Annotated in this window: 24 protein-coding genes and 3 tRNA genes; 15 read left to right on the top strand and 12 right to left on the bottom strand. The window is 42.4% G+C overall.

Features of this window, described 5'->3' with window-relative positions:
• Positions 1-70 precede the first annotated feature (70 nt).
• Positions 71-280, top strand: a complete 210-nt coding sequence (locus ABIC84_RS13145; protein ID WP_090524308.1) for a hypothetical protein — start codon at positions 71-73, stop codon at positions 278-280.
• Between the two features lie 4 nt (positions 281-284).
• Here the strand turns inward: ABIC84_RS13145 and ABIC84_RS13140 are convergent, their stop codons facing one another.
• Both ABIC84_RS13140 and ABIC84_RS13135 read right to left on the bottom strand, forming a co-directional pair.
• Positions 285-1,172 (bottom strand): ChbG/HpnK family deacetylase, encoded by an 888-nt coding sequence (locus tag ABIC84_RS13140; protein WP_429263811.1) that lies wholly within the window; start codon positions 1,170-1,172, stop codon positions 285-287.
• A 294-nt stretch (positions 1,173-1,466) separates the two neighbouring features.
• The gene (locus ABIC84_RS13135) at positions 1,467-1,931 is read right to left on the bottom strand and encodes a hypothetical protein (protein ID WP_139159911.1); all 465 of its coding nucleotides are present in this window, start codon (positions 1,929-1,931) and stop codon (positions 1,467-1,469) included.
• A 354-nt stretch (positions 1,932-2,285) separates the two neighbouring features.
• On the opposite strand from ABIC84_RS13135, the gene ABIC84_RS13130 reads away from it, so the two are divergent.
• The gene (locus ABIC84_RS13130) at positions 2,286-3,851 is read left to right on the top strand and encodes a M20/M25/M40 family metallo-hydrolase (protein ID WP_429263810.1); all 1,566 of its coding nucleotides are present in this window, start codon (positions 2,286-2,288) and stop codon (positions 3,849-3,851) included.
• Between the two features lie 234 nt (positions 3,852-4,085).
• Here ABIC84_RS13130 and ABIC84_RS13125 read toward each other — a convergent pair whose 3' ends face one another.
• The 3 genes from ABIC84_RS13125 to ABIC84_RS13115 all read right to left on the bottom strand — a co-directional run bounded on the left by ABIC84_RS13125 (position 4,086) and on the right by ABIC84_RS13115 (position 6,014).
• A complete protein-coding gene (locus ABIC84_RS13125; protein ID WP_167516184.1) occupies positions 4,086-4,223 on the bottom strand; it encodes a hypothetical protein in 138 nt (45 codons plus the stop codon).
• 141 nt (positions 4,224-4,364) lie between these two features.
• Positions 4,365-4,928: an RNA 2'-phosphotransferase gene (locus tag ABIC84_RS13120; protein WP_429263809.1), complete on the bottom strand. Its 564-nt coding sequence runs from the start codon at positions 4,926-4,928 to the stop codon at positions 4,365-4,367.
• Positions 4,929-4,952: 24 nt separating this feature from the next.
• Positions 4,953-6,014 carry a helix-turn-helix transcriptional regulator gene (locus ABIC84_RS13115; protein ID WP_429263808.1) on the bottom strand — a complete coding sequence of 354 codons (1,062 nt, stop codon included), beginning with the start codon at positions 6,012-6,014 and terminating at the stop codon, positions 4,953-4,955.
• A 305-nt stretch (positions 6,015-6,319) separates the two neighbouring features.
• Here ABIC84_RS13115 and ABIC84_RS13110 point away from each other — a divergent pair, with 305 nt between their 5' ends.
• The 4 genes from ABIC84_RS13110 (at position 6,320) to ABIC84_RS13095 (ending at position 10,580) form a co-directional block, all read left to right on the top strand.
• A complete protein-coding gene (locus ABIC84_RS13110; protein ID WP_426589414.1) occupies positions 6,320-7,774 on the top strand; it encodes an RtcB family protein in 1,455 nt (484 codons plus the stop codon).
• Between the two features lie 113 nt (positions 7,775-7,887).
• Positions 7,888-8,538 carry a hypothetical protein gene (locus ABIC84_RS13105; protein WP_426589416.1) on the top strand — a complete coding sequence of 217 codons (651 nt, stop codon included), beginning with the start codon at positions 7,888-7,890 and terminating at the stop codon, positions 8,536-8,538.
• Positions 8,539-8,758: 220 nt separating this feature from the next.
• Positions 8,759-9,688 (top strand): hypothetical protein, encoded by a 930-nt coding sequence (locus ABIC84_RS13100; RefSeq protein WP_426589418.1) that lies wholly within the window; start codon positions 8,759-8,761, stop codon positions 9,686-9,688.
• Positions 9,689-9,836: 148 nt separating this feature from the next.
• Complete coding sequence (locus ABIC84_RS13095; protein WP_426589420.1) at positions 9,837-10,580, top strand: AAA family ATPase; 744 nt, start codon at positions 9,837-9,839, stop codon at positions 10,578-10,580.
• A gap of 20 nt (positions 10,581-10,600) precedes the next feature.
• Here the strand turns inward: ABIC84_RS13095 and ABIC84_RS13090 are convergent, their stop codons facing one another.
• Entirely contained in the window at positions 10,601-11,194 is a 594-nt protein-coding gene (locus ABIC84_RS13090; RefSeq protein WP_426589422.1) for a dihydrofolate reductase family protein, read from the bottom strand.
• A 309-nt stretch (positions 11,195-11,503) separates the two neighbouring features.
• Between ABIC84_RS13090 and ABIC84_RS13085 the strand changes: the two genes are divergently transcribed.
• From ABIC84_RS13085 to ABIC84_RS13065, 5 genes are all read left to right on the top strand, one after another.
• Positions 11,504-12,301, top strand: a complete 798-nt coding sequence (locus ABIC84_RS13085; protein WP_426589424.1) for a hypothetical protein — start codon at positions 11,504-11,506, stop codon at positions 12,299-12,301.
• Positions 12,302-12,650: 349 nt separating this feature from the next.
• Positions 12,651-13,253, top strand: coding sequence for an NUDIX hydrolase N-terminal domain-containing protein (locus ABIC84_RS13080; RefSeq protein ID WP_429263807.1), 603 nt, complete (start codon positions 12,651-12,653; stop codon positions 13,251-13,253).
• 233 nt (positions 13,254-13,486) lie between these two features.
• Positions 13,487-13,666: a hypothetical protein gene (locus tag ABIC84_RS13075; RefSeq protein ID WP_426589428.1), complete on the top strand. Its 180-nt coding sequence runs from the start codon at positions 13,487-13,489 to the stop codon at positions 13,664-13,666.
• 80 nt (positions 13,667-13,746) lie between these two features.
• Positions 13,747-15,186: a tetratricopeptide repeat protein gene (locus ABIC84_RS13070; RefSeq protein ID WP_429263806.1), complete on the top strand. Its 1,440-nt coding sequence runs from the start codon at positions 13,747-13,749 to the stop codon at positions 15,184-15,186.
• 393 nt (positions 15,187-15,579) lie between these two features.
• Positions 15,580-16,716, top strand: coding sequence for a glycoside hydrolase family 76 protein (locus tag ABIC84_RS13065; RefSeq protein ID WP_354481681.1), 1,137 nt, complete (start codon positions 15,580-15,582; stop codon positions 16,714-16,716).
• 85 nt (positions 16,717-16,801) lie between these two features.
• Here the strand turns inward: ABIC84_RS13065 and ABIC84_RS13060 are convergent, their stop codons facing one another.
• Complete coding sequence (locus ABIC84_RS13060) at positions 16,802-17,137, bottom strand: hypothetical protein (protein ID WP_429263805.1); 336 nt, start codon at positions 17,135-17,137, stop codon at positions 16,802-16,804.
• 162 nt (positions 17,138-17,299) lie between these two features.
• Here ABIC84_RS13060 and ABIC84_RS13055 point away from each other — a divergent pair, with 162 nt between their 5' ends.
• Entirely contained in the window at positions 17,300-17,455 is a 156-nt protein-coding gene (locus tag ABIC84_RS13055; protein WP_112652139.1) for a lmo0937 family membrane protein, read from the top strand.
• 124 nt (positions 17,456-17,579) lie between these two features.
• Positions 17,580-17,900, top strand: coding sequence for a hypothetical protein (locus ABIC84_RS13050; RefSeq protein WP_426589435.1), 321 nt, complete (start codon positions 17,580-17,582; stop codon positions 17,898-17,900).
• Here the strand turns inward: ABIC84_RS13050 and ABIC84_RS13045 are convergent, their stop codons facing one another.
• On the bottom strand, positions 17,901-18,587 hold the full coding sequence (locus ABIC84_RS13045) for a DUF2461 domain-containing protein (RefSeq protein ID WP_429263804.1): 687 nt from the start codon (positions 18,585-18,587) through the stop codon (positions 17,901-17,903).
• Positions 18,588-18,776: 189 nt separating this feature from the next.
• Here ABIC84_RS13045 and ABIC84_RS13040 point away from each other — a divergent pair, with 189 nt between their 5' ends.
• Positions 18,777-19,568 carry an NIPSNAP family protein gene (locus tag ABIC84_RS13040; protein WP_429263803.1) on the top strand — a complete coding sequence of 264 codons (792 nt, stop codon included), beginning with the start codon at positions 18,777-18,779 and terminating at the stop codon, positions 19,566-19,568.
• Between the two features lie 587 nt (positions 19,569-20,155).
• Here ABIC84_RS13040 and ABIC84_RS13035 read toward each other — a convergent pair.
• The 4 genes from ABIC84_RS13035 to ABIC84_RS13020 form a co-directional block, all read right to left on the bottom strand.
• A tRNA-Cys gene (locus ABIC84_RS13035) sits at positions 20,156-20,229 on the bottom strand.
• Between the two features lie 6 nt (positions 20,230-20,235).
• Positions 20,236-20,308, bottom strand: a tRNA-Ile gene (locus ABIC84_RS13030).
• Between the two features lie 13 nt (positions 20,309-20,321).
• A tRNA-OTHER gene (locus ABIC84_RS13025) sits at positions 20,322-20,394 on the bottom strand.
• Positions 20,395-20,808: 414 nt separating this feature from the next.
• Positions 20,809-20,967: a hypothetical protein gene (locus tag ABIC84_RS13020; RefSeq protein ID WP_429263802.1), complete on the bottom strand. Its 159-nt coding sequence runs from the start codon at positions 20,965-20,967 to the stop codon at positions 20,809-20,811.
• A gap of 141 nt (positions 20,968-21,108) precedes the next feature.
• Between ABIC84_RS13020 and ABIC84_RS13015 the strand changes: the two genes are divergently transcribed.
• Positions 21,109-22,680 (top strand): TROVE domain-containing protein, encoded by a 1,572-nt coding sequence (locus ABIC84_RS13015; RefSeq protein ID WP_429263801.1) that lies wholly within the window; start codon positions 21,109-21,111, stop codon positions 22,678-22,680.
• Positions 22,681-22,908: the final 228 nt, after the last annotated feature.

Raw genomic sequence — 22,908 nt, 5'->3', positions numbered from 1 at the left:
TCTGAACGACAAGCGTAAAACAAATAGTAACTAAAAGCTATTTATTATAAAATAACCAAATTATATAACCATGAACAAAGCCATAGGGATCGTACTCATTATTGTAGGCGCGGCCATGCTCATTTGGACAGGCTTTACTTACACCAAAAAAGAAAAGATCATTGATGCCGGCCCTATACAGGTATCGGCCGACAGGGAAAAAACCGTTAACTGGCCGCCCTACCTTGGTGGATTATTAGTTATAGGCGGTATTGTCGTAGTTGCTACTTCAAAAAAATAGGTACTTATTTATTATCTGCCGCTTTAAGTACCCTAATATCCTTACCGGCAATCAGTTGCTGATAATTGATCATCTGAAACTTTTTGCCCGTCATTGCTGCAAACTCGGGCGAGAGCAAGGCATTAAGTTCGGTTTGGCGGTGCAAACTGGTAAGGGGCTTACCCTCTTTTGAGTTCATCATGTTACTGTTCATATCTACCAGCACATCCATCTCGGGGCTCGGAGTAGCGGTATGCAGCACCATCATATTTGGCTTATCGGGATTAAGCTTACCTACATAAGCTAAAAACGCCGCTTTTTTTGTAGCGATAGGCTCACCCCACATTTCTTTATAGGTTTCGCCGAAATAAGTTATGCTGCTTAAGGTTGATATGGCCAGGTTATATTTACGAGCCAGTTTTTCGGTAAGGGCACGCAATTCGGGCGTTGAAAGCGCTATGCCCATATGCGGATCGATATAGGTTATTTTTAATCCCGATGCCTGCGCCCTTTCAATCTGGGCCGACAACTCGGTTTCAATTTCGCTAAGTTTATAGCCGCTTTTAGCAAACGCCCGCGTTGATTGCGGAAAATACCCGTTTGAATCAACCAGGCTCGGAACAGCCGTACGGCCGGTTACAGGCCCCCAGCGATAATTTTTCCATTCGGAGGTCAATGTAAGATGGACCCCAACCGTAACATTAGGATATTGCTTTAGTATTTCAACTGCTTCCTGGTACCAGGGGCATGCAAACTGCACCGAAGCCGAAAGCGGCATGCCTGTTTGAGCAGCCTTAAGCAAAGCCATATTTACAGAATGGTTCATGCCGATATCATCCAGCCTGATGAGTAACCGCGGCAAATTACCATTTACCGCCTGTGCCCTCGCGTCCTTGTTTCCTAAACAAGTCATCAGCATAAGTAAACAAAACAATATCCGTTTCATCATTTTTATCTTCAATAAAAAAAGGTTTACAAACGTCAGGTTGGCGGAAAACCGGCTCCGACTCAACATTATAAATATCTTATTATGAAGCTTAATAAAACAAACTAAATTGAACATGATAGCATATTGTTACATACAGGCGAAGCGCTCTCAAACTTTAAAAGAAAGACCAGTCATATCATTAAAATAATTATAAAAAAGAAGGCCGCATCATTTGTTTTATGATGCGGCCCCTGGTGTGCAGTACTCAGCAATTTGATATCATTGGGCCGAAACCAGGTCGGGATTATGGTTTACCTGGCTAATGGTGAGGGCCTGCTGAATGTTGAGCCCGGCACCCTGCTGGTCCGACATCCATTTTTGAATCAGTGCATTTAACGTGTTCAGCTGGCTGGCATAAGCATCGGGATTGGCACCTTTCAGTTTTGCTAAATAAGCCACCGCATCGGCTATTTTTTGCGCATCTGTTTTGCCATCTTCCTGTACTGCCCAGTTTAAATCGGTAACCACTTTGGGCAGCCATAATTTAATGCCATTCACAATTACTGCTGATGCCGGCACCAGGGTTTCCAGTGTCGTTTCCAAAAACTGGCCAGCCTGGCTTGCTTCAAGGTTTTTGAGTCCGTTAGCAACTTTGTCGGCTACGGTAATGATTTCATGTACAACGTCTGAAGCGTTGTGGAACAGGGATTTTACATGATCCCACATTTTTGATAAAAAAGACATAGGTTGTAGTTTTAAGTTTATATAATTTGATTGTTGGTTCACAAACATTTAAAGCCATATACAGGCGGCCCGAACACTATAAATACTATTGCTTCAACTATTTGCTGATTCAGAAAACTGCAAATAGCCTCTGGGTTAAATGGCTTTAATTAGAGAAGATAAAATTGACGATAAAAACACCCGGGTAACATAGTGTTTATACGCTTTCGGGATGCGGGTTTTACGTTATTTAATGAATATCAGCGGTATTACCAATATTTATTGTGTTAACTGCACGGCTTAGTCCAGGTTTTACCCTCTCTTATTTATGTTTTTCAAACTAAAAGCCTTATATTCAAATCTAAAACCCTCACTATGAAATATATAAAACGCAATTTTATTTTCGGCGCGTTGTTGTTTGCCGGTACCGGTAGCTACGCCCAGCAGGAAGTTATTGATACTGCAGCTTTCAGTCGCATCCGCAAGGCAGAGCTTAGCAGTTCCCAAATTCCGCAGATAGCGCATTATTTAACCGATGTATCCGGTCCGCGGTTAACCAACTCACCGGGTTATGCCCGGGCAGCAAGTTGGGCGGTTGCCACCATGAAAAAATGGGGAATGAGCAATGCCGCTACCGAGCCCTGGGGCACTTTTGGCAAACAATGGGAAGTGCTGGATTTCAGTATGATGATGCGCGCACCCTATAATGCACAGATCAGGGCTTACCCCAATCCATGGAGCCCCGGCAGCAACGGCCTGCTGCAAGGTGAAGTTATGGTAATTACATCGGCACAGGCTATAGATACTACTTATCTGAATAGTCACGCTGCCGGGATTAAAGGCAAATTTGTGCTGGTTACCGGTGATGCGGCTGATTACAAAAAGGACTTTGAGCCATCGGCCGAAAGACTGGCCGACACCTCATTAGCCAACCTGAAGGATACTTATATGGTATCCCGCTCCATGATCGACATGTATACTACTAAATACCTTAAGATCTTTAAAACGGCAGACCGCATATTGAAAAATGCTGGTGCGCTGGCTTTCATTAGCGCGGGCCGCAGTAATGTTAACGGAACCGTTTTTGTGCAAGGCCGCTACGGCTATAAATTAACTGATCCGGAAACTGTACCGCAGGTTACCATGGCTTCGGAGGACGGACAGAAAATCAAACGGCTGATCCAATCGGGCCAAAAAGTTGAGCTGGCCATGAATTTTACGGGCAAAACATCTACCGAAGATACAAACGGCTATAACGTAGTGGGTGAAATTCCTGGCACCGACCCCAAGCTAAAATCGCAGCTGGTGATGCTGGGCGGCCATCTTGATTCGTGGCAGGCAGCTACCGGTGCAACCGACAATGCCGCGGGCTGCATTGTAATGCTGGAGGCCGTTCGCCTGCTCGATTCGCTTGGGCTTAAACCAAAACGCACCATTCGCATTGCACTTTGGAGCGGCGAAGAGCAGGGTTTGCTCGGTTCATTCGGCTACGTTAAAAAACATTTCAGGGATGGCGTTAAATTTACTGTAAAGCCCGAGCAGGCTAAAGTATCGGCCTATTTTAACCTGGATAATGGTACCGGAAAAATCAGGGGGATCTTTGCGCAAAACAACGAAAAAATGAAACCGATATTTGAACAGTGGCTAAAACCCTTTAATGACCTTGGTGCCACAACGGTAACTATGGCCAATACCGGGTCGACCGATCACCTGGCGTTTGATTGGGCTGGCATACCGGGTTTCCAGTTTGTGCAAGACCCTATTGATTATGAAACCCGCACACATCACAGCAATATGGACGACTACGACCACCTGATGATAGACGATCTGAAACAGGCCGCCATCATCGTAGCCTCGTTTGTGTACCAGGCCAGTATCCGACCTGAAATGCTGCCAAGGAAACCGCTTGTAAACGAAACTTTTGTTTTTGATGGATTTTAGCAGAATAGCAAACGTCAGCGATTAAATAAGCGCACTGAGACGCAAAGGCAAAAAAATCTTTGCGTCTTAGCGAAAAAAAATTCCTCAACGTATATTTTAATACCGGCTTGTTTAAACTTCAAAAAAACGACGGGTGATAAACAATACATATAAGCATCAGGAGATCTCGATGCTTTTCAGAACCAGCCCCGCTTTGATCACAGGGCCGGCCTTCTTAATGGATTTAAAAAATAGTTAAGAACGGTTAACGGGTTTCAGGATCCGCCGGTCTTCAGCTTTTTTGTTTAACCTGTTTTTAACAAATGAGTTGACCATAATAACCAGGATACAACAGGCAACCAATACGTAAATAATTAGGATGTGCTTTGGCATTTCAGTTTATAATTTCCTAAATGTAACAGGTTTGCTACTTAACCTGCAAGCGTTTTTTAAAATAAAGTTTCGACTAATTTGGTACAAAAGTCAAAAAAATGTCATTTTCCAATTTCGGAATTCGGATGTTCGATTTCCGATTTATCCTGCCTGAGAAGAATATTTTCCGATAAAATCTGTCGGTACAAAATCGGTAAGCCACACCTTGTTTTCCGACAGGTAGAATTTATGGCCCAGCCGGTGCATTTTGCCTGCTGCAACGGTTAACACCACAGGTTTACCATGGCGTTGACCAACCTTAACAGCCGTTTCCAAGTCGTTGCTTAGGTGTACATGTTGCCGGCTCCGCTTTTCGAGCCCGGTTTGCAAAATCGCATCAACCGACTGGCTCCCTGTGCCGTGATATAGCACTTCCGGTGGTATTTGTGCTTCATAACCCAGCTCAACCTCAACCGAATGCCCCTGGCTGGCGCGGATCTTCTGCCGGGCATCATCAAATGCGAAACGCTTTTTGGCGTTAGTTTCAACTATGTGGTTCAGTATTTCAAGAGTTATGGCTTTACCATGCGCAGCCGCTTTCAGCAGCAACTCATCAACGGCTACCCAGCCCTGCTCATCAAGTTTAATATTTATTACTTCGGGCTGATGACGTAATACCAGGCTTAAAAATTTGCTTAGGCCGGTAGTTTCTTTTTCGCTTATCATTAGCACTAATATAAATGCTTTACGTCACGAATTTAACAAACTGCTCAAATTCTTTCCCTGCGGTACAGGGCTATCCCCAGCATAATGCTCCAGTGATTTTCGGTACAGATCCTTCATTTGTTTAACCAGGATCCGCGGACCAAGCACTTTCAGTTTAGGCCCGAAACCGAGCAATTCACGCTCCAGCTCGAAGTTCATGATCACCCTAATGCTGAATATTGTTCCGTCTGCCGTAACTTTTAATATTTTTTGCGTGTGGTGCAATGGTTTGGTAATAACATACGGGGCATTTTTATCATCTACCCAAAATATGACTTCATTATCGCGCTGACCCGGCGATTTGGTAACGCCAAGCACATCATTATAATAAGTAGCGAGATTGATCCGGGTGTTTTCAATGTACTCGTCAATATGTACCTCCACAGTCTGAATCCTGTCGAGCGCCAGGGTAAGCAGTGGTTTATTCCTTACGTGTGATACGCCCAGCGCAAACCATCGGTTACGGTACTCCTTCAACAAATAAGCGCTGAAACAAAATGTACTGGCCTCCCTGGCCTTAAACGACTGGTAGCTAACACACAGCGTGTTTTTAGCTACAATAGCCTTGCGGATGATCTCAATCCATTCCAAACCTTTCAGGTTATCGTTTTTTTCAAAATCAACCACCGGTGTGCTGTGCGTCTTCTGGCTGTAGATCTTGTCTTCCAGTTTGGTTACCATTTCGTTAAGGTCGGCAAAATGCCCCAGGCCTTTAAACTGGCCCAGCAAACCGGCTACCTCGCTCAACACCTGCATGTCCTGGTTATTGAGGGGGATGTTATTGATGCTGTAATTCTTGTCGGAGTAGGTGTAATACTTTTTATCAACCACTACAATAGGCGCTTCGTACCCCAGCTTATTACTGCGCATCATTTCAATATCGGCCTGTACGGTGCGGCGGCTCACCCCGCTGTCTATCCCCTGGTACTCGTACAAAGCTTCGGAGCAGGCTTCAATCAGGTCGTCAAGCCTCCATTGCCTGCGGCGGTTTTGCAGGCAACTGTCAATGGTTCGGTAACGGATAAGGGCATTGCGGTTTACGGGCATATTTTGATTTCGGATTTAGGATGTTTGTCAACACCCGTCATTGCGAGGTACGAAGCAATCCCAAACTTTACAGGGAGATCTGCATAGCTGCTCTACCTATTGGGGATTGCTTCGTACCTCGCAATGACGGTCTTAATAAATGAATAGCGGATTAAATCCAACTCCTCATTTTTTTTATAATATTATTAAATTATTTTTTACTGCGCAAATACATTGCGCAGTTGCAATTTTACTTTGTATCGTTAAATAACAAAAGCAGCTAATTAAGAAACCCCTCCGCCAATTGGCGGAGGTTTAAGAGCGCTATGGAAAAGATAAAAATAAGCAACAACGAATTAACCTCACTAGGCATTAACGACGTAAAGATATTAGAGAACTTTAGCCGTGTGGCCAATGGCCTGTTAAAACACGGTGTAATGGATAAGGAACAGATCCTGGCCAACCTTGAAGCCCTTATTGATGACCCGATGCCTTACGCCCTTAAAAAAGGCGGTAAGTTCAAGAACCTGGCCGAAGCGGTAATCGACTTACGAAAAGAAGGAAAATTCCTGAAACAGCCCCGAACCAATTTTGCCCTGAAACAGGAAATTGCCGACTTCCCGGTTTACGGTCTTGAGCATATTGAGGTGGGGGCACTTGCACAGATGAAAACCGCGGTTAAATTACCCATTGCCGTGGCAGGGGCTTTAATGCCCGATGCGCACCAGGGTTACGGCTTGCCTATTGGCGGTGTACTGGCTACAACCGCTAATACCATCATCCCCTTTGCAGTTGGAGTGGATATTGCATGCCGTATGTGTTTGAGTATTTTTGATTTGCCCGCTGGTGTAGTTGATACCGAAACAGACATGCTTAAAGGGCTTTTGCTTGATCATACCAACTTCGGCATTGGCGGGGTTACCAAAACGCATTTTGATACTTCGTTGTTCGACAGCCCTGTATGGAGCGAAACCAAGACAATCCGGAACCTGAAGAATAAAGCCTATTCACAATTGGGTACCTCGGGTACCGGCAACCACTTTGTTGAATGGGGTGAGCTTACCGTTGCCGAAGGTGCGCTTGAGGGCATCCCGGCCGGTAGTTACCTCGCTTTATTGTCGCACTCAGGTTCGCGCGGGTTTGGAGGGAGCATTGCCGATCATTATTCAAAAATTGCCATGAGCAAAACCAAGCTTCCGCAGGAGGCCAAGCATTTGGCATGGTTAAATCTGGATAATGACGAGGGGCAGGAATACTGGATTGCCATGAACCTGGCCGGCGATTATGCCAGTGCCAACCACCACGAGATCCATAATAAAATAGCACGTGCGCTTAACCTTAAACCGGTAATGATGATAGAAAATCACCACAACTTTGCCTGGAAAGAGCAGCTTGCCGATGGTACCGAAGTAATGGTTCACCGAAAAGGCGCAACACCGGCAGGTGAAGGTGTACTGGGGATCATTCCCGGCAGCATGAGCACACCTGGGTTTGTGGTACGTGGTAAGGGTGATGCGGCTTCTATCAACTCAGCCTCACACGGTGCAGGCCGTTTAATGAGCCGAAGCGCCGCCTTCAAAACTGTCGACCCGAAAGCGGTAGCTGCTAATCTCGTAGATAAACGCATCACCCTGATGGGAAGCGATTTGGACGAAGCGCCGATGGTGTACAAGGATATCCATGCTGTGATGGCCGCCCAGCATGATCTGGTTGATGTATTAGCCAGCTTTCAGCCGAGGATAGTGAGGATGGCGGACGCTAAGGAAAAGCCGGAGGATTAGGTTTTGGTGCAACATGTAGGCACAGTCAAACAAGCATATATCATTTATAGACAGGTGTTGGATATCTGGCAACTTCTTAATAATTAAAATTACTTCAAAACATTCACATTAAAATGAAAAATCAAGAATTAGCATTGTCATTGTGGTCGCTTGCCTACAAAGATTATATTGCCAGTAGGGTGTTATTAAATAAAAACTATCCAATTCAGGGGCTTACTCTGGCAAGCTCTTCAATTGAAAAATATTTTAAAGTTATACTCGCCCTACACGGAAATACCAAAAAAAATATGGGCGTCCATATGGATAATTGGGGCAAGTTAAAAGGACTGTTAACCGAATGCTACACTGATATAAGCATTCATCTTGACAATCGTTTTTTGGAATTGTTAGGCAAGATTTATCAAGCAAGATATTATGACAATTTAGCAAGCCCACTAATGATTAGTTTCTTTATAAACCAAGTAATTTGCGAAATGGATTTTACTGTGAATTTTATGGAGCAAATTATGACTATGACGGATGGCAATGGAAATATTGTTAAATCTGCTTACAAAAGAAATGTAGAAAAGAAAAACGCAGATCTATTAGATAACAACTATTTATTCCTTAATATTTCCAAAAAGGAATTTATGGAACAGCCCGACAATGGCTACGGAGTTTTCATCGATAATATTAATGGATTCAAAGAATTTGAAGTCATTGGCAAAGATATCAAAAATCAATACAATGGTTTCATCAATGATATTACTTTGAATTTCAAATAATCAAACGCTACCGCAAGTCTCCTCACTTGTGGCTCACGTGAGACGATCCGCTCGCATAACTTAGCGTGTATCGTCCTAAAAAAACTTACAGATTAAAAGCTAAATCCTTATACGTTTACAATGATGCCCACAAGCGAAGACACTTACGGGAGCGGAGGGAGAAACCTTAGTTTATGATAACTGGCAAATAAAATGTTCGAAATAATAAGTTACTTATAAAATGAAGAAACAATATTATGACATAGTGGATCGGCAAAAGGAATTTGACGAAGTCATAAAAAAAATCCGCAGGCTTGAGTTAGGAATAAGAGCTATAAGCCTCATGTATGATGAACACTCTTCTGATAAGAACTCAAAAGCAAACATCTTTAGGCTTAAAGACAATATTTATTATAGGCTCTCCTCCGCTGGACATATGTATAAGTTGTTACTTAAAGAATTAATTGAGGCAGAGAGGTTTTGTAAAGAACACGAAATGCATCGAACCAACCACATTGAATTATTAAGTCCCAATCCTTACTTTGAAATGCTTGAACGTAATATATCTGCGGTTTTCGACAGTGTCGTTTTCAATCTTGTTTCTGTATTTGATTATTTTAGTCATATAGTTTGTTATATATGTAATACTCAGAAAACTGACACCGTATATTGGACTAAGTTAGCTCGAACAGTAAGAAATCCTATGAATGACTTAGGTAAAAGCTTCAGTTCTAAAATTATCGATGAAGCTGACAAAGATTTCGTTGGAAGACTCTATGATTATAGGTCAAATTTAATTCATCACAAAAGGGAGAGTCGTGATTATTCAATTGAACGTGATCCAAAAACTGAAAAATTCAATGTAAAAATATCTCTTAAAAGCTCTGAGATGAAAGACTTTAAATTGATCTATAAAGATCACGACCTCGATAAATTATTTACTTTATCCTATTTGACGTCTTGGTTAATAAATAAATCTTGTTATTTTATTGAACAGATCTTAGAATCACTTATAGATGACATAAAAGATAAGTCCGTTTATTATGACAATATCAGAGGCGCAAATGGCAAAGGGGCTTTAGTGTTTATGAATGTGAACCCAGACACAAATAGAGGCGAGCCTGTTTCTGAATTATTATGGAGACAATTTAAAGAGCAGAAACTCAATTAAAAAAACTAAATCTCAACGCTGCTGCAGGGGTACGCAAGTCGACAGCACAGGATTAATTAATTAAGGGTTGAGTATGCGTGACTTTTGAATTGCCGCTATAAGCCAGCACTTGTTATCATCACCTCCAAACCCCTATCTTTACCCTACTATGGAAGCCAAACCTTTTCTCCAGGAGATCCAACTGAAACGTGACACGGTACCATCTTTTGATGCCTATCCATTTCACATCCCTTCCATTAGGAGCTTGTCGTCATTAAAGTTCCATCGCGATGTTACTTTTATCATTGGCGAAAATGGTTCGGGGAAATCAACGCTGGTAGAAGCCATCGCTTTGCATATGGGTTTCAGTATCGAGGGAGGCTCAAAAAACGCGCAGTTTCAAACGCATAATAATTCATCGCAACTTTTCAATTATTTAACCGGTATAAAAAGCTACAAAAAGCCAACCGATTATTTCTTTCTCCGGGCCGAAAGCTTTTATAACGTAGCCACCTATATGGAAAACGTTTATGAAAACGACAAAGGCACGTTTGCACGGCAATATGGAGTAAAGTCGCTTCATGAATGCTCACACGGCGAATCGTTCATGGCTACGCTTACCAACAGGCTTACCGGCAACGGGCTTTATATATTTGATGAGCCCGAGGCCGCCTTATCGCCAAACAGGCAAATGGCGGCACTCTCGCTCATCAATACGCTTGTGCATGAAAACTCACAGTTCATTATAGCCACCCACTCCCCTATTTTATTAGCCTACCCGGGCGCAACCATTTACCAACTGGATGGTTTGGGCATCAAACAGGTTCGTTACGAAGAAACGGAGCATTATATGGTTACCAAACATTTCCTAAATAATTATGAGGAAATGACGCGGATCCTTTTTGGGGAATAAGTAACTCACTCCAAAATCTTTTAAGCTCCCATATTACCGGTCTTAACCTCCCCGGCGCGTTTGTAATTAACAAAGATCACTCCGCTTGGTGTAACGGTGCTTTCTGTTACCTCCAAAGTCGTAGGCACGGTGTCCTCACTGAATATGGTTTTCCCTTTGCCAAGAAGTACGGGATATATTTTAAGCCAAAGCTCATCCACCATGTCATGTTTCAGTAACAACTTAACCAGTTCCCCGCTGCCCCAGACTTTAATATCCGAACCTTCTGAATCTTTCAGTTTTTTAATATCTTCTATGCTTGTAAGGAACACGCTGTTGTTCCAATCGGATTTATCCTTTGTATTGGATAACACATACTTGGTTACATCATTAATACCTGGCCAGTAATCTGCATGTTTAGGCCAATACTCCTCAAAAATGTCGAACGTTTTCCGGCCCAGCAGAATATCTGTTGCTTCCATCTGTTTCTGCATAAGTTTACCAGAAACCTCATCCATAAAAGGTGCCGACCAGCCGCCATATTTAAAACTGCCTGACTGATCTTCTTCCGGGCCACCCGGTGCCTGCATTACGCCATCTAATGTCATGAATGTTAAAACGATTATCTTTCTCATAAGGATTTTAATTTGATGTTTAACTTATTGTTTTTGTGATGATACAAATCTCCATAATAAGCCTATAACGCCTGCGGTGCAGATGCGACAAATGATAGGGCAAATGCGACAGATCATATTATTATCCGAAGGCTTCACTTAGGCCTTTCACATAATATGTTTAATTACAGTCTTAAGAATTATAAACGTGCAGATCATGGGACTATGTTTAAATTTAAATGTATTTTATTGATAATCAATCCAATAGATACTACTTAATTACGATGAGTTTTATTTAAATTTATTCACACTAAACACACCAATTTCACGATGGGTATATTTGATTTTCTAAAAAGCCGAAAAACGACTTCTGAGCTGAATACGATCACCCGATATGATCCACCGTCCGTTGATCCAAATAGCGCAGCATTTAACCCAAATGAGCTATCAGAAAGAGATCAGTTAGTATTGATTCTTATATCAAAAACGTCAATAAGTAGTCCATATACATTAATGATGCGATTGGATAGATGTGACTTTCCAGGAAACCCGAAAAATAATCTATCTCAGTTAGTAAATAACCATTTATTATATGTTGCTGAAGCCAATGGATTTGGTCATCCCGTAAAATATGCTGTTACCAAACAGGGAGAGGAATTCATAAAAAACCATATTGACCAGGCTAAAATTATTGAGCATATTAAAAAAATGCAAAACCCTGATTTTATGTTGGAATTGGTACAGTCCATTTTTGACAGGATGATAAAGACATCGAAAGAAAATATTGTTACCCCTATAGCACCAGATAGCTCAAAATGGACTGGCAAGAATTTTGAATTTCTAATAACTGGTGATTTAGAAATAACGGCTGAAAATCATGATGAGATCATGACGCCAAATTCCTTTGAATGGACCAAAATTCAAAAAGACAATTGGCCTTACTATCAAGTTGGTCAAGATGAGTTCAGCTATTCGTGGGAGCCGCCAGGTATACAGATGACCTTTAATGATGATATAACATTTCAAAAAGCTAAAAATATAGCAGATGAAATTATGGAAAACATACAAAAGACAGGTCAGTTCGCTGAATTAGTGATTTTAGAATCAGGGAAGATATATAAATTTTAATACGTGCCCCGACCGCTAAAGTGGCTTTATTATGCGTTAAACGCACTTTATAAAATCAACTAAAAAAACAAAACCTTCTTTAAATTGCTTTTAAAAGGGTTTTACAATTCTGTGTCCGAAGAGAGACTCGAACTCTCAAGAGTTATAGATTGCCGTGAAACTATAAAGTGTGCCCAGAACGAGATTCGAACTCGTATATCCCGAACCTAATCGGTAGGAAGCAGGTACAAGAAAATCCAAGGATTTTTAAAAGTAATAAATTCCTTCCATCCGCAAATATCTTTAAACAATGATTTTATAATTTCTTTACCCCGGTTATATCAGCTGTTAGCTATATTGCAGGCATCATATGAAAAAGAACTATATCGACCTGCTTGAAAACATCTATGCCCTGGCGCAAACCGGTATCAGGTATACCAAAAGTCCTTTCGATATGGAGCGTTATCAAAAACTGTTGGATATAACCACACAGGAGTACAGCGAATTTACCGGCCTGGAAACCGAAGTTTTAAAAGAACGCTTTCGCAAAGACCTGGGATATGCCACTCCCAAAGTAGGCGTTAACGGCATCTTGTTTGATGACAATGGCCGCCTGCTGGTTGAGCACCGCAGCGACGACTTTTTATGGGGACTACCCGGCGGCTGGGTTGATATTGGCGAAGACCCGGAAACAGCCATGAAACGTGAGTTTTGGGAAGAGGCCCGGCTAATTGTTGAACCGGTTGAGATCATTAAATTCTTTGCTGTCCCCGCCGGTCAATTTCAGCAGCCTCATAGTTCGGTAGTAGTGCTTTATTTATGCAAATACATTAGCGGCAATATCGAAACATCCATAGAAAGCCTCGAAATAAAATTTGTTGATCCGGCCGAAATAACCAGCTGGCATAAAAACCACGGGGAATATGTAAAAGAGGCCTTACTTCATCGAAAAAAAGCCATGTCGCAAGTGTAAATAAATTTGTTTCGGTCACTTCTATTTTATCCACTCCTTTATGAGCTGACGGTTTCTTTTTTTCAGTCTCATTTAATATACTTTCCGCAAAACCGGCAACTATCCGCATAAAACGGCACTCCATTTCACATAAAGCGTAAAGATTTGACCATCAGTAAAATATAAATGTATATTTATGTACCTGCTCGCTTAGCAATTAACTGAACTCAAACTGATTTTTAAACATTAAAGCCATGAGTACATCAACCAAAGCATTCGACAAAAACACCTCTATGGGTTTTAGGGACAAAAATACCTCAATGGGATTTGCTGATGATGAAACAAACCTTGAGCCTGAAAACGAAGCTGCCGACGGGTTTGTAGCTTCACCCGACCCGGATGATGCAACTGAAGAACCGTCGATGGATAGTTAGGAACTGTTTTACCTGGCCGGTACCATTACCCTGTATATCTGTACCCCCTAAAACTGGGGCTTTGTTTTATTTTATAATTTATGCTAAACCACATACTAAAGGGAATGGTTTGCGTATGCCTTTTTACCGGCATGGCCACGGATACCTATGCTCAAAAAAACATATTAAATCAGCTAAGATCAGAAGCTGCCCAGCATAAAAATGATACCGCAGGTGTTGAACCTTTACGCCAATTAAGTTTACAATTGCAGGCCACGCGGCCAGATAGCGCACTGATTTATGCACAGCAGGGGCTTGAGCTGGCCCGCAAATTCTCGTTCAAAAAAGGCGAGGCCGATTGCATGAACCGCCTGGGTGTGGTTTTATGGAAAAACGGCAAGTATGACCAGGCCCTTTCTTTTCTGCTCAACTCACTAAAAATACGCGAAGAAATTAACGACCGCCTGGGTATTTTAAAAAGTCTCAGCGATATAGGCATCGTTTACTCCGACCAATTGGATAACGTAAAAGCCCTATCCTACCATTTTAAGGCTAAAGCTGTTGCCGAAGAACTGCATGAAACAGCGCGCCTGGGTATTATTCTGGCCAATATCGGCAACTGTTACATCAAGCTTAACAAGGTTGATTCGGCTTTAAACTATGAGATGCAGGCTTATGCCATAAAGCAAACGTTAAAAGATACGGCTACCATGCCAAACACCTTATCCATTTTAGGCGACATTAACTATAAAATGGGACACACCGCCCTGGCGCTTGATTATTACCGGGTGAGTATAAGTTATGCTGCAAAAGTAAACGACCAAAACAGCCTTGCCGACAGCTATAACAGCGTAGCGCAACTCTATAAGCAAAAAGGCATGACCGACTCAAGCATCTATTATGCAACGCTGGCCCTTAATGCTGCAAAAGCCGCGCTATATCCCGAGGGGATTTTTCACGCCAGTAACCTGCTTACCGATGTGTACCGGGGCAAAAATGAGCACCTCGAACTGCTTTATTTAAAAACCGCCCTCGCCGCTAAAGACAGTATGTTCAATGCAGAAAAAATTAAGCAGATCCAAACCTTAAGTTTTAACGAAGCAGCCCGGCAGGAAGAAATTGCCGAAGAAAAGCACCGCGAAGAAGAGGCGCGGATAATTAATCTGCAAATGGTAGGCATAGCTGTTTTTATCCCGACATTTTTTTTGGTAGTGTTACTGCTGAGCAAAAGCCGTACCCACCGCAAGGTGATTGAGTTTATGAGCGTGTTATGCCTGCTGCTGGCTTTTGAATTTCTAACCCTGTTTATTCATCCTTTTGTGCAGCGCCTCAGTAACCATTTACCCGTACTTGAGTTGGTGATCCTGGTATGCCTGGCCTCCGTGCTGGTACCATTCCATCATAAGCTTACACACTTCATGCATGAGCGGCTGGTACATGGGCATAAACCTCAACAGCCCCCAGTTACCGCGGCGGTATCTTCGCCAGAGAAAAAGGAAAGTAAACCTCCTGCCGCAAAACGTAAACCTGCGCAAGGGTAAGACAAAACGACATCTCCATAGTATACAGCGTGTTCTTGTCCCATCAGGGTCCTCTGCGAGAGACCCTTAGGTATTCGCCGTGCAGATCACTCTGCTTTTAACCACAAAAAACAGTAATTTCAATAAACGTTTGCTTTGCCGCCGTCTTAGCAAATGGGGTGTTGAAACAAGTTCAACATGACGAAGTTTATTATGTCTTACGTAAAAACGCCCCCTCAACCGGTTAAAATCACGGTTAAAAATTGGGTTAATGATTTTTTGTTGGTTAAAACCTTAGTCAGCACACATTTTTTGGCCTATAATTGCTTCGCGAGCGATCAACTAACCAATAATTAAAAACCTTATTACACTACCAACCATAGCCAAACCCGTTACCAACCAACATTTATAATTATGAAAAAACCTATCTGCTTTTTAGTCCTAAGTTTGTTTATTACAATAGTAAGTTGCAGTAAGGGCAAAGAAGTAACACCCGCTGCATCGAAGCCTGATACAAATACGACTACCCCAACCGATAATAGTACCGGTTTTAGCAGCGCCGATGCCGACCTTGCCTATACAGCATTCAATAACGCCTTTTACGATTCAAATAATAAGCTATACTTCAGTACCACAAAAAAAGATGGCGTTGCAGCTATATGGACGCAGGCTATTTACTGGGATATGGCCATGAATGTTTATGAGCGTACCAAAACCCCTGCACAGCTTACCCGCATTGGCGATATATATCAGGGTAATTATAATCATTACGATGGCTACAACTGGAACAACACCACTGTTTGGTTTATTTATGACGATATGATGTGGTGGGTTATTGCCCTGGCACGCGCCAACCAGCTTACCGGCAATGCCACTTATCTTGAAAAAGCAAAATCCGGGTTCGACAGGGTTTGGAACGGCTCTTATGACCCTATAGATGGCGGCATGTTCTGGGATTTTCAGCACAGCGGAAAAAACTCATGTATCAACTTCCCTACCGTTATAGCAGCTATGAAATTGTATAATATCACTAAGGATGTCTCTTATCTTAATAAGGCCAAGTCTATCTATGCCTGGTCGAAAACTAATTTGGTGGATGCATCGGGCAAAGTGAACGATAACAAAATAGGCAACAACCCTCCGGGTGGTCAGGACTATACCTATAATTCTGGTACCGCTATTGGTGCAGCCATGGCCTTATACAAACAAACCAACGATGCAGCTTACCTTAACGACGCCAAACTATATGCCGATTATGTAAAAAACAATATGTGCACCAACGGTATATTACCTGCCGAAGGGGATTTTAACGAACAGGGTGTTCTGAAAGCTATTTTCGCGCAATATATAGTGCAACTGATCAACGAGGGTGCCCAGAGTCAATACCTGAGCTGGATCCAAACCAACGTTAACACCGGCTGGAAAAACCGCGATGGCAGGAACCTTACTTATCGTAATTACGCCGTGCCTACCCCAACCGGCGATATTCAATCATATGAGGCCAGCAGCATTGTAACTTTTATGCAGTTGATACCTCCAACTAAGAAATAAGCATTACGCTCTGCTATTTCCTACAAAACACGAATGCGCTAAAAATCATTTAGCGCATTCGCGTTTGTCCGCGTTTATACATAATTTAAATAATCCACAATTGCGGCGTATCCCTGAAATGATTGATCTCCTCAATCACTTCCAGTACCTCATCGGGCGATAGCTCATTTTCGCCGTCGGCAACGTAACTAAAAACTTTTCCGGGTTGCTCAAAAGTAATATACCCCAGGTAATCGGGATTATTCTTTTTATTTACCTGCAAAAGCTTATCAGGCTGGTTAAGCTTGCTTAAAGTTGATTTATCGCGGCGATAAATACTATAAGTATAGGTTAACACCGGGTGACCGTCTGCATGGGCATCACTGTCCGGTATTATAAGAAGAGTTAAATTTTTAGCTATAGTAATAAAGAATGGTTTCATATGTAGCGTTAAGTGCAGCATCAAGATATAGCAAGAGAGATGCCATAATCCTTATTTCGATAAAATTAATTTACTTTCAATATAAATAATATTTTTCAATAAAGATTGAATTATGGCACGATTTTTAAAGTGTTATATATAACAAACTAAATACATCAAAATATGAGATCACTATTGTATATCATCGCAGTTATCCTGATAATAGGATGGGCGATCAGTGTGTTTGCCTATTCGGCAACAGGTTTAATCCATGCTTTATTGGTAATTGCCGTAATTTCATTTTTACTTGGCATTATCAGAAGCCCTTCAACAGTTTAAAAACTATTTTTCTATAAGAAAACAGAACGCGGGCCGCAAGCCCGCGTTTATTGTTTTGGATTTAAGCTAAAAATGTCACACAAACTTTAATAACGTTTGTAGTGTTATTATAAATTTTACTACGATGACATTAAGCGACGAAGAATTCAGGGAAGAATATAAACCACTGCACATCCCTTCTCATTTTGATCCACAGGATACCCAGCAAAATAAAGCCATATATGCGCTGGCGCAAATTGGCGAAGGTACGGCAGACAGTGTACTGAAAGAACTGGAAACCCTGCAGCCCGGCATTGTGAACGAACAGGTTACCGCGCTGGTTAAAACCACTCTTGTCGGCCTTTACAACAAAGGTCTTATTAAAGGTGAAGAACATAACGGGCAAATGCATTACAACCTCAGTAAGATCACCGAGGCTAATGACGGCTCAACGAGGCACGAATAGTTAATCTTCCTCGCCGTTTACATTTGCAGTGAGCACATCGCTCATATAATCAAAAAAGGGGCGCATATTCTTAAAAGTATCAGAAGCTTTTATGATGAAATCCGGGCGTAAAGCCTCCTCATCTGTAAAGCGCCGTCTTACTAAAAACTGTTTATAACGCAGCAGCTCAATAGCTTCATGATTTGTAGCGTAACCTTTGGGGGCTGTTTTTAGTTGTTCGCCTTCCAAAACACCAAAAGTTTTTGTAAACTCCTTACTGCCGATGATTTGCTTCAACGGCGAGGCATCAAAAGCGATCTCATCTCGGATCCGCTTAAGATCGGGCGTATCCGGGGCCCAAAAGCCACCTGCTATAAATGTATTGCCTGGTTCCAGGTGAAAATAATAACCGCCGCGGCGGTGCTTGCCCGCCCGTTTAAAATTCCCGCTCCAGTTAGTTTTAAAAGGCGTTTTATCTTTCGAAAAACGGATATCCCGATAAATGCGGTGCAGGGCTTTTTTTGCGCTGGGCGTTTCGATAACATCATGCGTATTGAGCAGGTTCAATAGCCCAGCAGTAAAAACCTCCACCAGTTCAAGCTGCTGTTGATATGGCTCTTTATGTTGAGCAAACCAGTCGCGGTTATTGTTCTGTTTCAGTTGCCTCATAAAATCAAAGGTGGAGGCGGGTAGTATTAGCTGGCTCATAATTAAATAACCTGCAAAAAGCAGGAAAGCCAAATTAGAGAAATTTGCAGGCTGTCCAAAATTGAATCCGCCTGCACTGTTTAATAATACATTCGGATGATGCTTAAGCACCGGATTTCCCCTCAAAACAAAAATGTGACACTTGTTTTTTGCCGAAAAACCTATCTTAGCCAAACAATCAAACCTGCTATGAAAAGGCGCTCCTTTGTTAAATCAACCCTGTTAACCGGTGTAACCGCAACTGTTTTACCTGCCATGAGCAAAGCTACAGAAACTTCCCCCAAAGCTGCCGAATACTATGAACTAAGGGTATACAACCTTAAAAATTCGGAACAGCAAAAACTGGTAGAGGACTTCCTGAAAGATACTGCTATCCCTGCCTTCAACCGGTTAGGTGTAAAACATGTAGGCGTATTTACCGAAATGAAGCCCGAAGGCCAAACCAGGCTTTTTGTGCTGGTGCAGTTTAACAGTCTTGCCCATTTCGCAACAGTGACCGATAGTTTCGCCGGCGATGCAGAACTGCAGGTCAAAGGCGCTGCTTACCTTAATGCCCCGGCCGCCGCCCCGGCTTATGAACGGATAGAAAGTTCTTTGTTAAAAGCATTTGTACACATGCCGCACCTGGAAGCACCCGAAAATAAAGCGAGGATCTTTGAGTTGAGGCAGTATCAAAGCGCAACTGAAGCCGCAGGTAAAAAGAAGATTGAAATGTTTAATGATGAAGGCGAAATAGATGTATTTAAACGCCTCGGTTTCAAGCCCGTTTTTTGGGGCGAAACCGTAATAGGTTCACAAAGGCCTAACCTTACCTATATGATCACCTTTGATGACCTTGATGCCAAGAATGCTCACTGGAAAGCTTTTGGTAGTGATCCGCAATGGAAAAAAATCAGCGCTATGCCCGAATATGCCGATGCCCTGCTGGTGAGCAAAATAACATCAACTATACTGGTGCCAACAACTTACTCACAGATTTAATTTTTTACAGACTTACGAAGTTTTGGAAACTTCGTAAGTCTTGCTTATCAACGGCCTTTTCAAATTTCATCATACAGCTTATTTTTCATAAATTTATTAGCCACGATATGGAGGCAAACAGGCAAACACTCAGTGAGGCTGAGATTGAACTTCTGAAAGAAGGCTTGAAACGAGGTTATAAAGAGCGTTTCAAATGGCCACCCGTTTGTACCATGAGCAAGGCTTCGATAGTACATAAACCATTATCAGCAAATAATCTGTGGATGTATTTAACGAGGAAATATTAAGCCTTTCCAAAACCCATATTCCCTACATTCCTCTACTGCCTGTTTCAACAGTTGTTTTAAATAGATATTACCTTAGTTAAGATCAAAAGCCCCTTGATTTTGTGAGAGGCAAAAAGGAGCGCAATTTTTGCTGAGACTTATAACTTTCACAAACCATCACAGAAACTCAAAAATACTCAACAAGATATTGTAAAAAATACTATTAAATAAATAAAAACAATAGTTACCCATACCCGGCTCTGCACCGGGCTTATGAAAGTTAAGGCCTGCATAATGCTATTACGCAGGCAAAAATAAAAGAGGCCGGTACAAGATTCGAACTTGCGAGCATTCCTTTTGCAGAGGACTCCCTTAAACCACTCGGGCAACCGGCCATGTTGTGGAAATAAAAGGACTTGAACCTTTAACCGACACCGTATAAGGGTGCTGCTCTTACTATCGAGCTATATTTCCAGCTGTAAATCAGTAGGGTAACCCGGGCTCGAACCAGGAGCCTCCACATCCCAATGTGGTAATCTGACCAATTGATATACTACCCTGTAAAGCAAAAAATCCCCTTAGTTTTTATCTAAGAGGATTTTTAATGTTGTTATATACTTACTATATATACATAGGCTATCTCCTCTGATAAATCAGTATGGGTGATGGACACTGTATACATATTGTTGTTTTCATAATGCAATGATACAAAAAATATTAAAATAAAAATAATTATGAAAATATTTTTTTTCTTCGCAAAGGCTGCGTTAGCGATAGTAGCGGATACCGGCCAATATGGCTAATGCCTGTACAGTAAGAGCAGATAGCGCGGGCCATAGGTAACGCCCTTATTGATTTCGGAGTTGAGATCCTCGATTTCGAATTTGTTTTAATATCATACCTGAGCTAAATGAACTAAGGATTTTTTTATTGGTTTAGCATTCGGTCAATTCTCAAATTCTGTAAATTCTGATTCAGACAATGGCGTTGCCTACGGCCCGGGCTGTACGTTCCAAGTCCTCGCCTGGTCTCCGCGCTATGCCGATACACACTGCGGGCTTTCCACTGCCATCCCTAACGCTGGCCCCCGCACCGAAAGTTGAAAACCTAAAATATTCTTCGTTTATACCCACTTTTCAAAGGTTGTAAGAAGCTAACAACTGCCCAGCGTAATAATAAATTAAAAAAAAATAAAAATATTTTTCACTGCGCAAATACACTGCGCAGTAGCCTCCAACCTTTGTATCAACAAAACGAAATAAAGGAGGTTCAAAATGAAATTCAACCTGTTAAGCAGAGTAAAAACCAAAACGGTAAATCATGAAGGTGCAAAAGCCTTTACCATGAGCGCCGAAATGGAATTGTACACCACGGTAGTAACCTGGAGCTTAAACGACACCTTTTATGAAAAAGACCAGGCACGTATGGAGCGCCTGCGCAACCTGATAGCTCAATGCAACCCGGTATTTGTTGGTAAACTGGCAGTTTATGCACGTACCAAAATGTATATGCGTTCGGTACCGCTGGTTTTGGTTACCGAATTGGCTAAGCTGCACTCGGGCAACGATCTGGTTGCCCGGGTTACCGACGGGGTTATCGGCCGTGCCGATGAAATCACCGAACTACTGGCCTGCTATGAAACACTGAACCAGCGTAAGGGTACTAAAAAGCTCAACCGCTTGTCAAAACAAATGCAAAAAGGTTTATCACAAGCATTTAACCGCTTTGATGAATACCAATTTGCTAAATATAACCGCGATGGCGCCATAAAAATGCGCGACGCTTTGTTCCTGGTACATCCAAGGGCTAAAGACGATCTGCAACAGCTGATCTTTAATAAGATAGCAGCAAACGAACTGCAAACGCCTTACACCTGGGAAACAGAGCTATCTGCACTCGGTCAGCTAAATTTTGATAGCGCCGAAGCTAAAGCGATAGCGTTCCGTGCCAAATGGGAAGAACTGATTGATAGCGGTAAAGTTGGCTATATGGCCTTGCTGCGTAACCTGCGCAACATACAGGATGCAGGCGTAAGCTATGTGCACTTTAAAAAAGTGTGCGCAACCATTGCCGATGGCGAACAGGTGGCTAAAGCCAAACAGTTTCCATTCCGCTACCTGGCGGCTTACCGTGAGCTGATAATGCCGGCCTCGGTGGTACAAAATATTGCGAGGGCAGCCAAAGCAGCCATAACCGGCAACAAAGGCTACACCGGAGAACTGCTGGATGCATTGGAAAAAGCGGTACAAGCAAGTGCTGCCAATATCAGGGGCTTTGATGAAAACACCCGCGTATTGCTGGCCTGCGACGTGTCTGGTTCCATGCAGAAATCGATCTCGGCAAAGTCAAAAGTGCTGTTGTATGATATTGGTTTAATGCTGGCCATGTTGTTACAATCGCGCTGCAAAAATGTGGAGGTGGGTATGTTTGGCGACCGCTGGAAAACTATTACAGTACCACGCGGTAACATTTTGGGCAACGTGCAGGAGTTCTATCGCCGCGAAGGTGAAGTGGGTTACTCGACCAATGGATACCTGGTTATTCATGACCTGAGTACCCGCCGTGTGCAAATGGATAAAATAATGCTGTTTACCGATTGCCAGTTATGGAACAGTAACGGTGGCAGCAATCACATCCAGGAGCAATGGGTTTATTATAAACAACATGTAGCCCCACAAGCAAAACTGTACCTGTTTGACCTGGCAGGTTATGGCCAGGCACCATTGCAGCTATTGCAAAACGATGTGTATTTAATTGCAGGCTGGAGCGATAAAGTTTTTGATGTGTTAGCAGCAATTGAAAACGGGAGCTCGGCACTGAACATTATTAACAATATAGATTTATAAACGTGCAGGGAGGCTAACTTCCCTGCATTTAAAAAATAAAGATGCCGTAGGCAAGGGTTACTTCGCAGCCAATAATGGGGAGGGCATTGTGGCGAAAGCCGTGATGGAGGTTCGAGTCCTCGCTTGCAGCCCCCAGATCTCTTGCCGCCTTTGCTCTTTATAAAAGGAGGTGTCGTAAATAAGTAATACTTCGTCACGGACCCGTTGTCGGGCTTGTCTACGAGCGGG

It is taken from the genome of Mucilaginibacter sp. 3215 (assembly GCF_050433785.1).
GTDB lineage: Bacteria > Bacteroidota > Bacteroidia > Sphingobacteriales > Sphingobacteriaceae > Mucilaginibacter.
The sequence above is the reverse complement of the archived record's forward strand: the minus strand, read 5'-3'. Positions and strand labels throughout refer to the sequence as shown.

Excerpts from the sequence above, each read along its gene's own strand:
- ABIC84_RS13080 (WP_429263807.1), top strand. The coding sequence starts at position 12,651 with ATGAAAAAGAACTATATCGACCTGCTTGAAAACATCTATGCCCTGGCG.
- ABIC84_RS13045 (WP_429263804.1), bottom strand. The coding sequence starts at position 18,587 with ATGAGCCAGCTAATACTACCCGCCTCCACCTTTGATTTTATGAGGCAA.
- ABIC84_RS13135 (WP_139159911.1), bottom strand. The coding sequence starts at position 1,931 with ATGTCTTTTTTATCAAAAATGTGGGATCATGTAAAATCCCTGTTCCAC.
- ABIC84_RS13040 (WP_429263803.1), top strand. The coding sequence starts at position 18,777 with ATGAAAAGGCGCTCCTTTGTTAAATCAACCCTGTTAACCGGTGTAACC.
- ABIC84_RS13070 (WP_429263806.1), top strand. The coding sequence starts at position 13,747 with ATGCTAAACCACATACTAAAGGGAATGGTTTGCGTATGCCTTTTTACC.
- ABIC84_RS13105 (WP_426589416.1), top strand. The coding sequence starts at position 7,888 with ATGAAAAATCAAGAATTAGCATTGTCATTGTGGTCGCTTGCCTACAAA.
- ABIC84_RS13085 (WP_426589424.1), top strand. The coding sequence starts at position 11,504 with ATGGGTATATTTGATTTTCTAAAAAGCCGAAAAACGACTTCTGAGCTG.
- ABIC84_RS13110 (WP_426589414.1), top strand. The coding sequence starts at position 6,320 with ATGGAAAAGATAAAAATAAGCAACAACGAATTAACCTCACTAGGCATT.
- ABIC84_RS13050 (WP_426589435.1), top strand. The coding sequence starts at position 17,580 with ATGACATTAAGCGACGAAGAATTCAGGGAAGAATATAAACCACTGCAC.
- ABIC84_RS13100 (WP_426589418.1), top strand. The coding sequence starts at position 8,759 with ATGAAGAAACAATATTATGACATAGTGGATCGGCAAAAGGAATTTGAC.
- ABIC84_RS13130 (WP_429263810.1), top strand. The coding sequence starts at position 2,286 with ATGAAATATATAAAACGCAATTTTATTTTCGGCGCGTTGTTGTTTGCC.
- ABIC84_RS13095 (WP_426589420.1), top strand. The coding sequence starts at position 9,837 with ATGGAAGCCAAACCTTTTCTCCAGGAGATCCAACTGAAACGTGACACG.
- ABIC84_RS13145 (WP_090524308.1), top strand. The coding sequence starts at position 71 with ATGAACAAAGCCATAGGGATCGTACTCATTATTGTAGGCGCGGCCATG.
- ABIC84_RS13065 (WP_354481681.1), top strand. The coding sequence starts at position 15,580 with ATGAAAAAACCTATCTGCTTTTTAGTCCTAAGTTTGTTTATTACAATA.
- ABIC84_RS13125 (WP_167516184.1), bottom strand. The coding sequence starts at position 4,223 with ATGCCAAAGCACATCCTAATTATTTACGTATTGGTTGCCTGTTGTATC.
- ABIC84_RS13140 (WP_429263811.1), bottom strand. The coding sequence starts at position 1,172 with ATGACTTGTTTAGGAAACAAGGACGCGAGGGCACAGGCGGTAAATGGT.
- ABIC84_RS13115 (WP_429263808.1), bottom strand. The coding sequence starts at position 6,014 with ATGCCCGTAAACCGCAATGCCCTTATCCGTTACCGAACCATTGACAGT.
- ABIC84_RS13055 (WP_112652139.1), top strand. The coding sequence starts at position 17,300 with ATGAGATCACTATTGTATATCATCGCAGTTATCCTGATAATAGGATGG.
- ABIC84_RS13090 (WP_426589422.1), bottom strand. The coding sequence starts at position 11,194 with ATGAGAAAGATAATCGTTTTAACATTCATGACATTAGATGGCGTAATG.
- ABIC84_RS13075 (WP_426589428.1), top strand. The coding sequence starts at position 13,487 with ATGAGTACATCAACCAAAGCATTCGACAAAAACACCTCTATGGGTTTT.
- ABIC84_RS13120 (WP_429263809.1), bottom strand. The coding sequence starts at position 4,928 with ATGATAAGCGAAAAAGAAACTACCGGCCTAAGCAAATTTTTAAGCCTG.
- ABIC84_RS13060 (WP_429263805.1), bottom strand. The coding sequence starts at position 17,137 with ATGAAACCATTCTTTATTACTATAGCTAAAAATTTAACTCTTCTTATA.
- ABIC84_RS13015 (WP_429263801.1), top strand. The coding sequence starts at position 21,109 with ATGAAATTCAACCTGTTAAGCAGAGTAAAAACCAAAACGGTAAATCAT.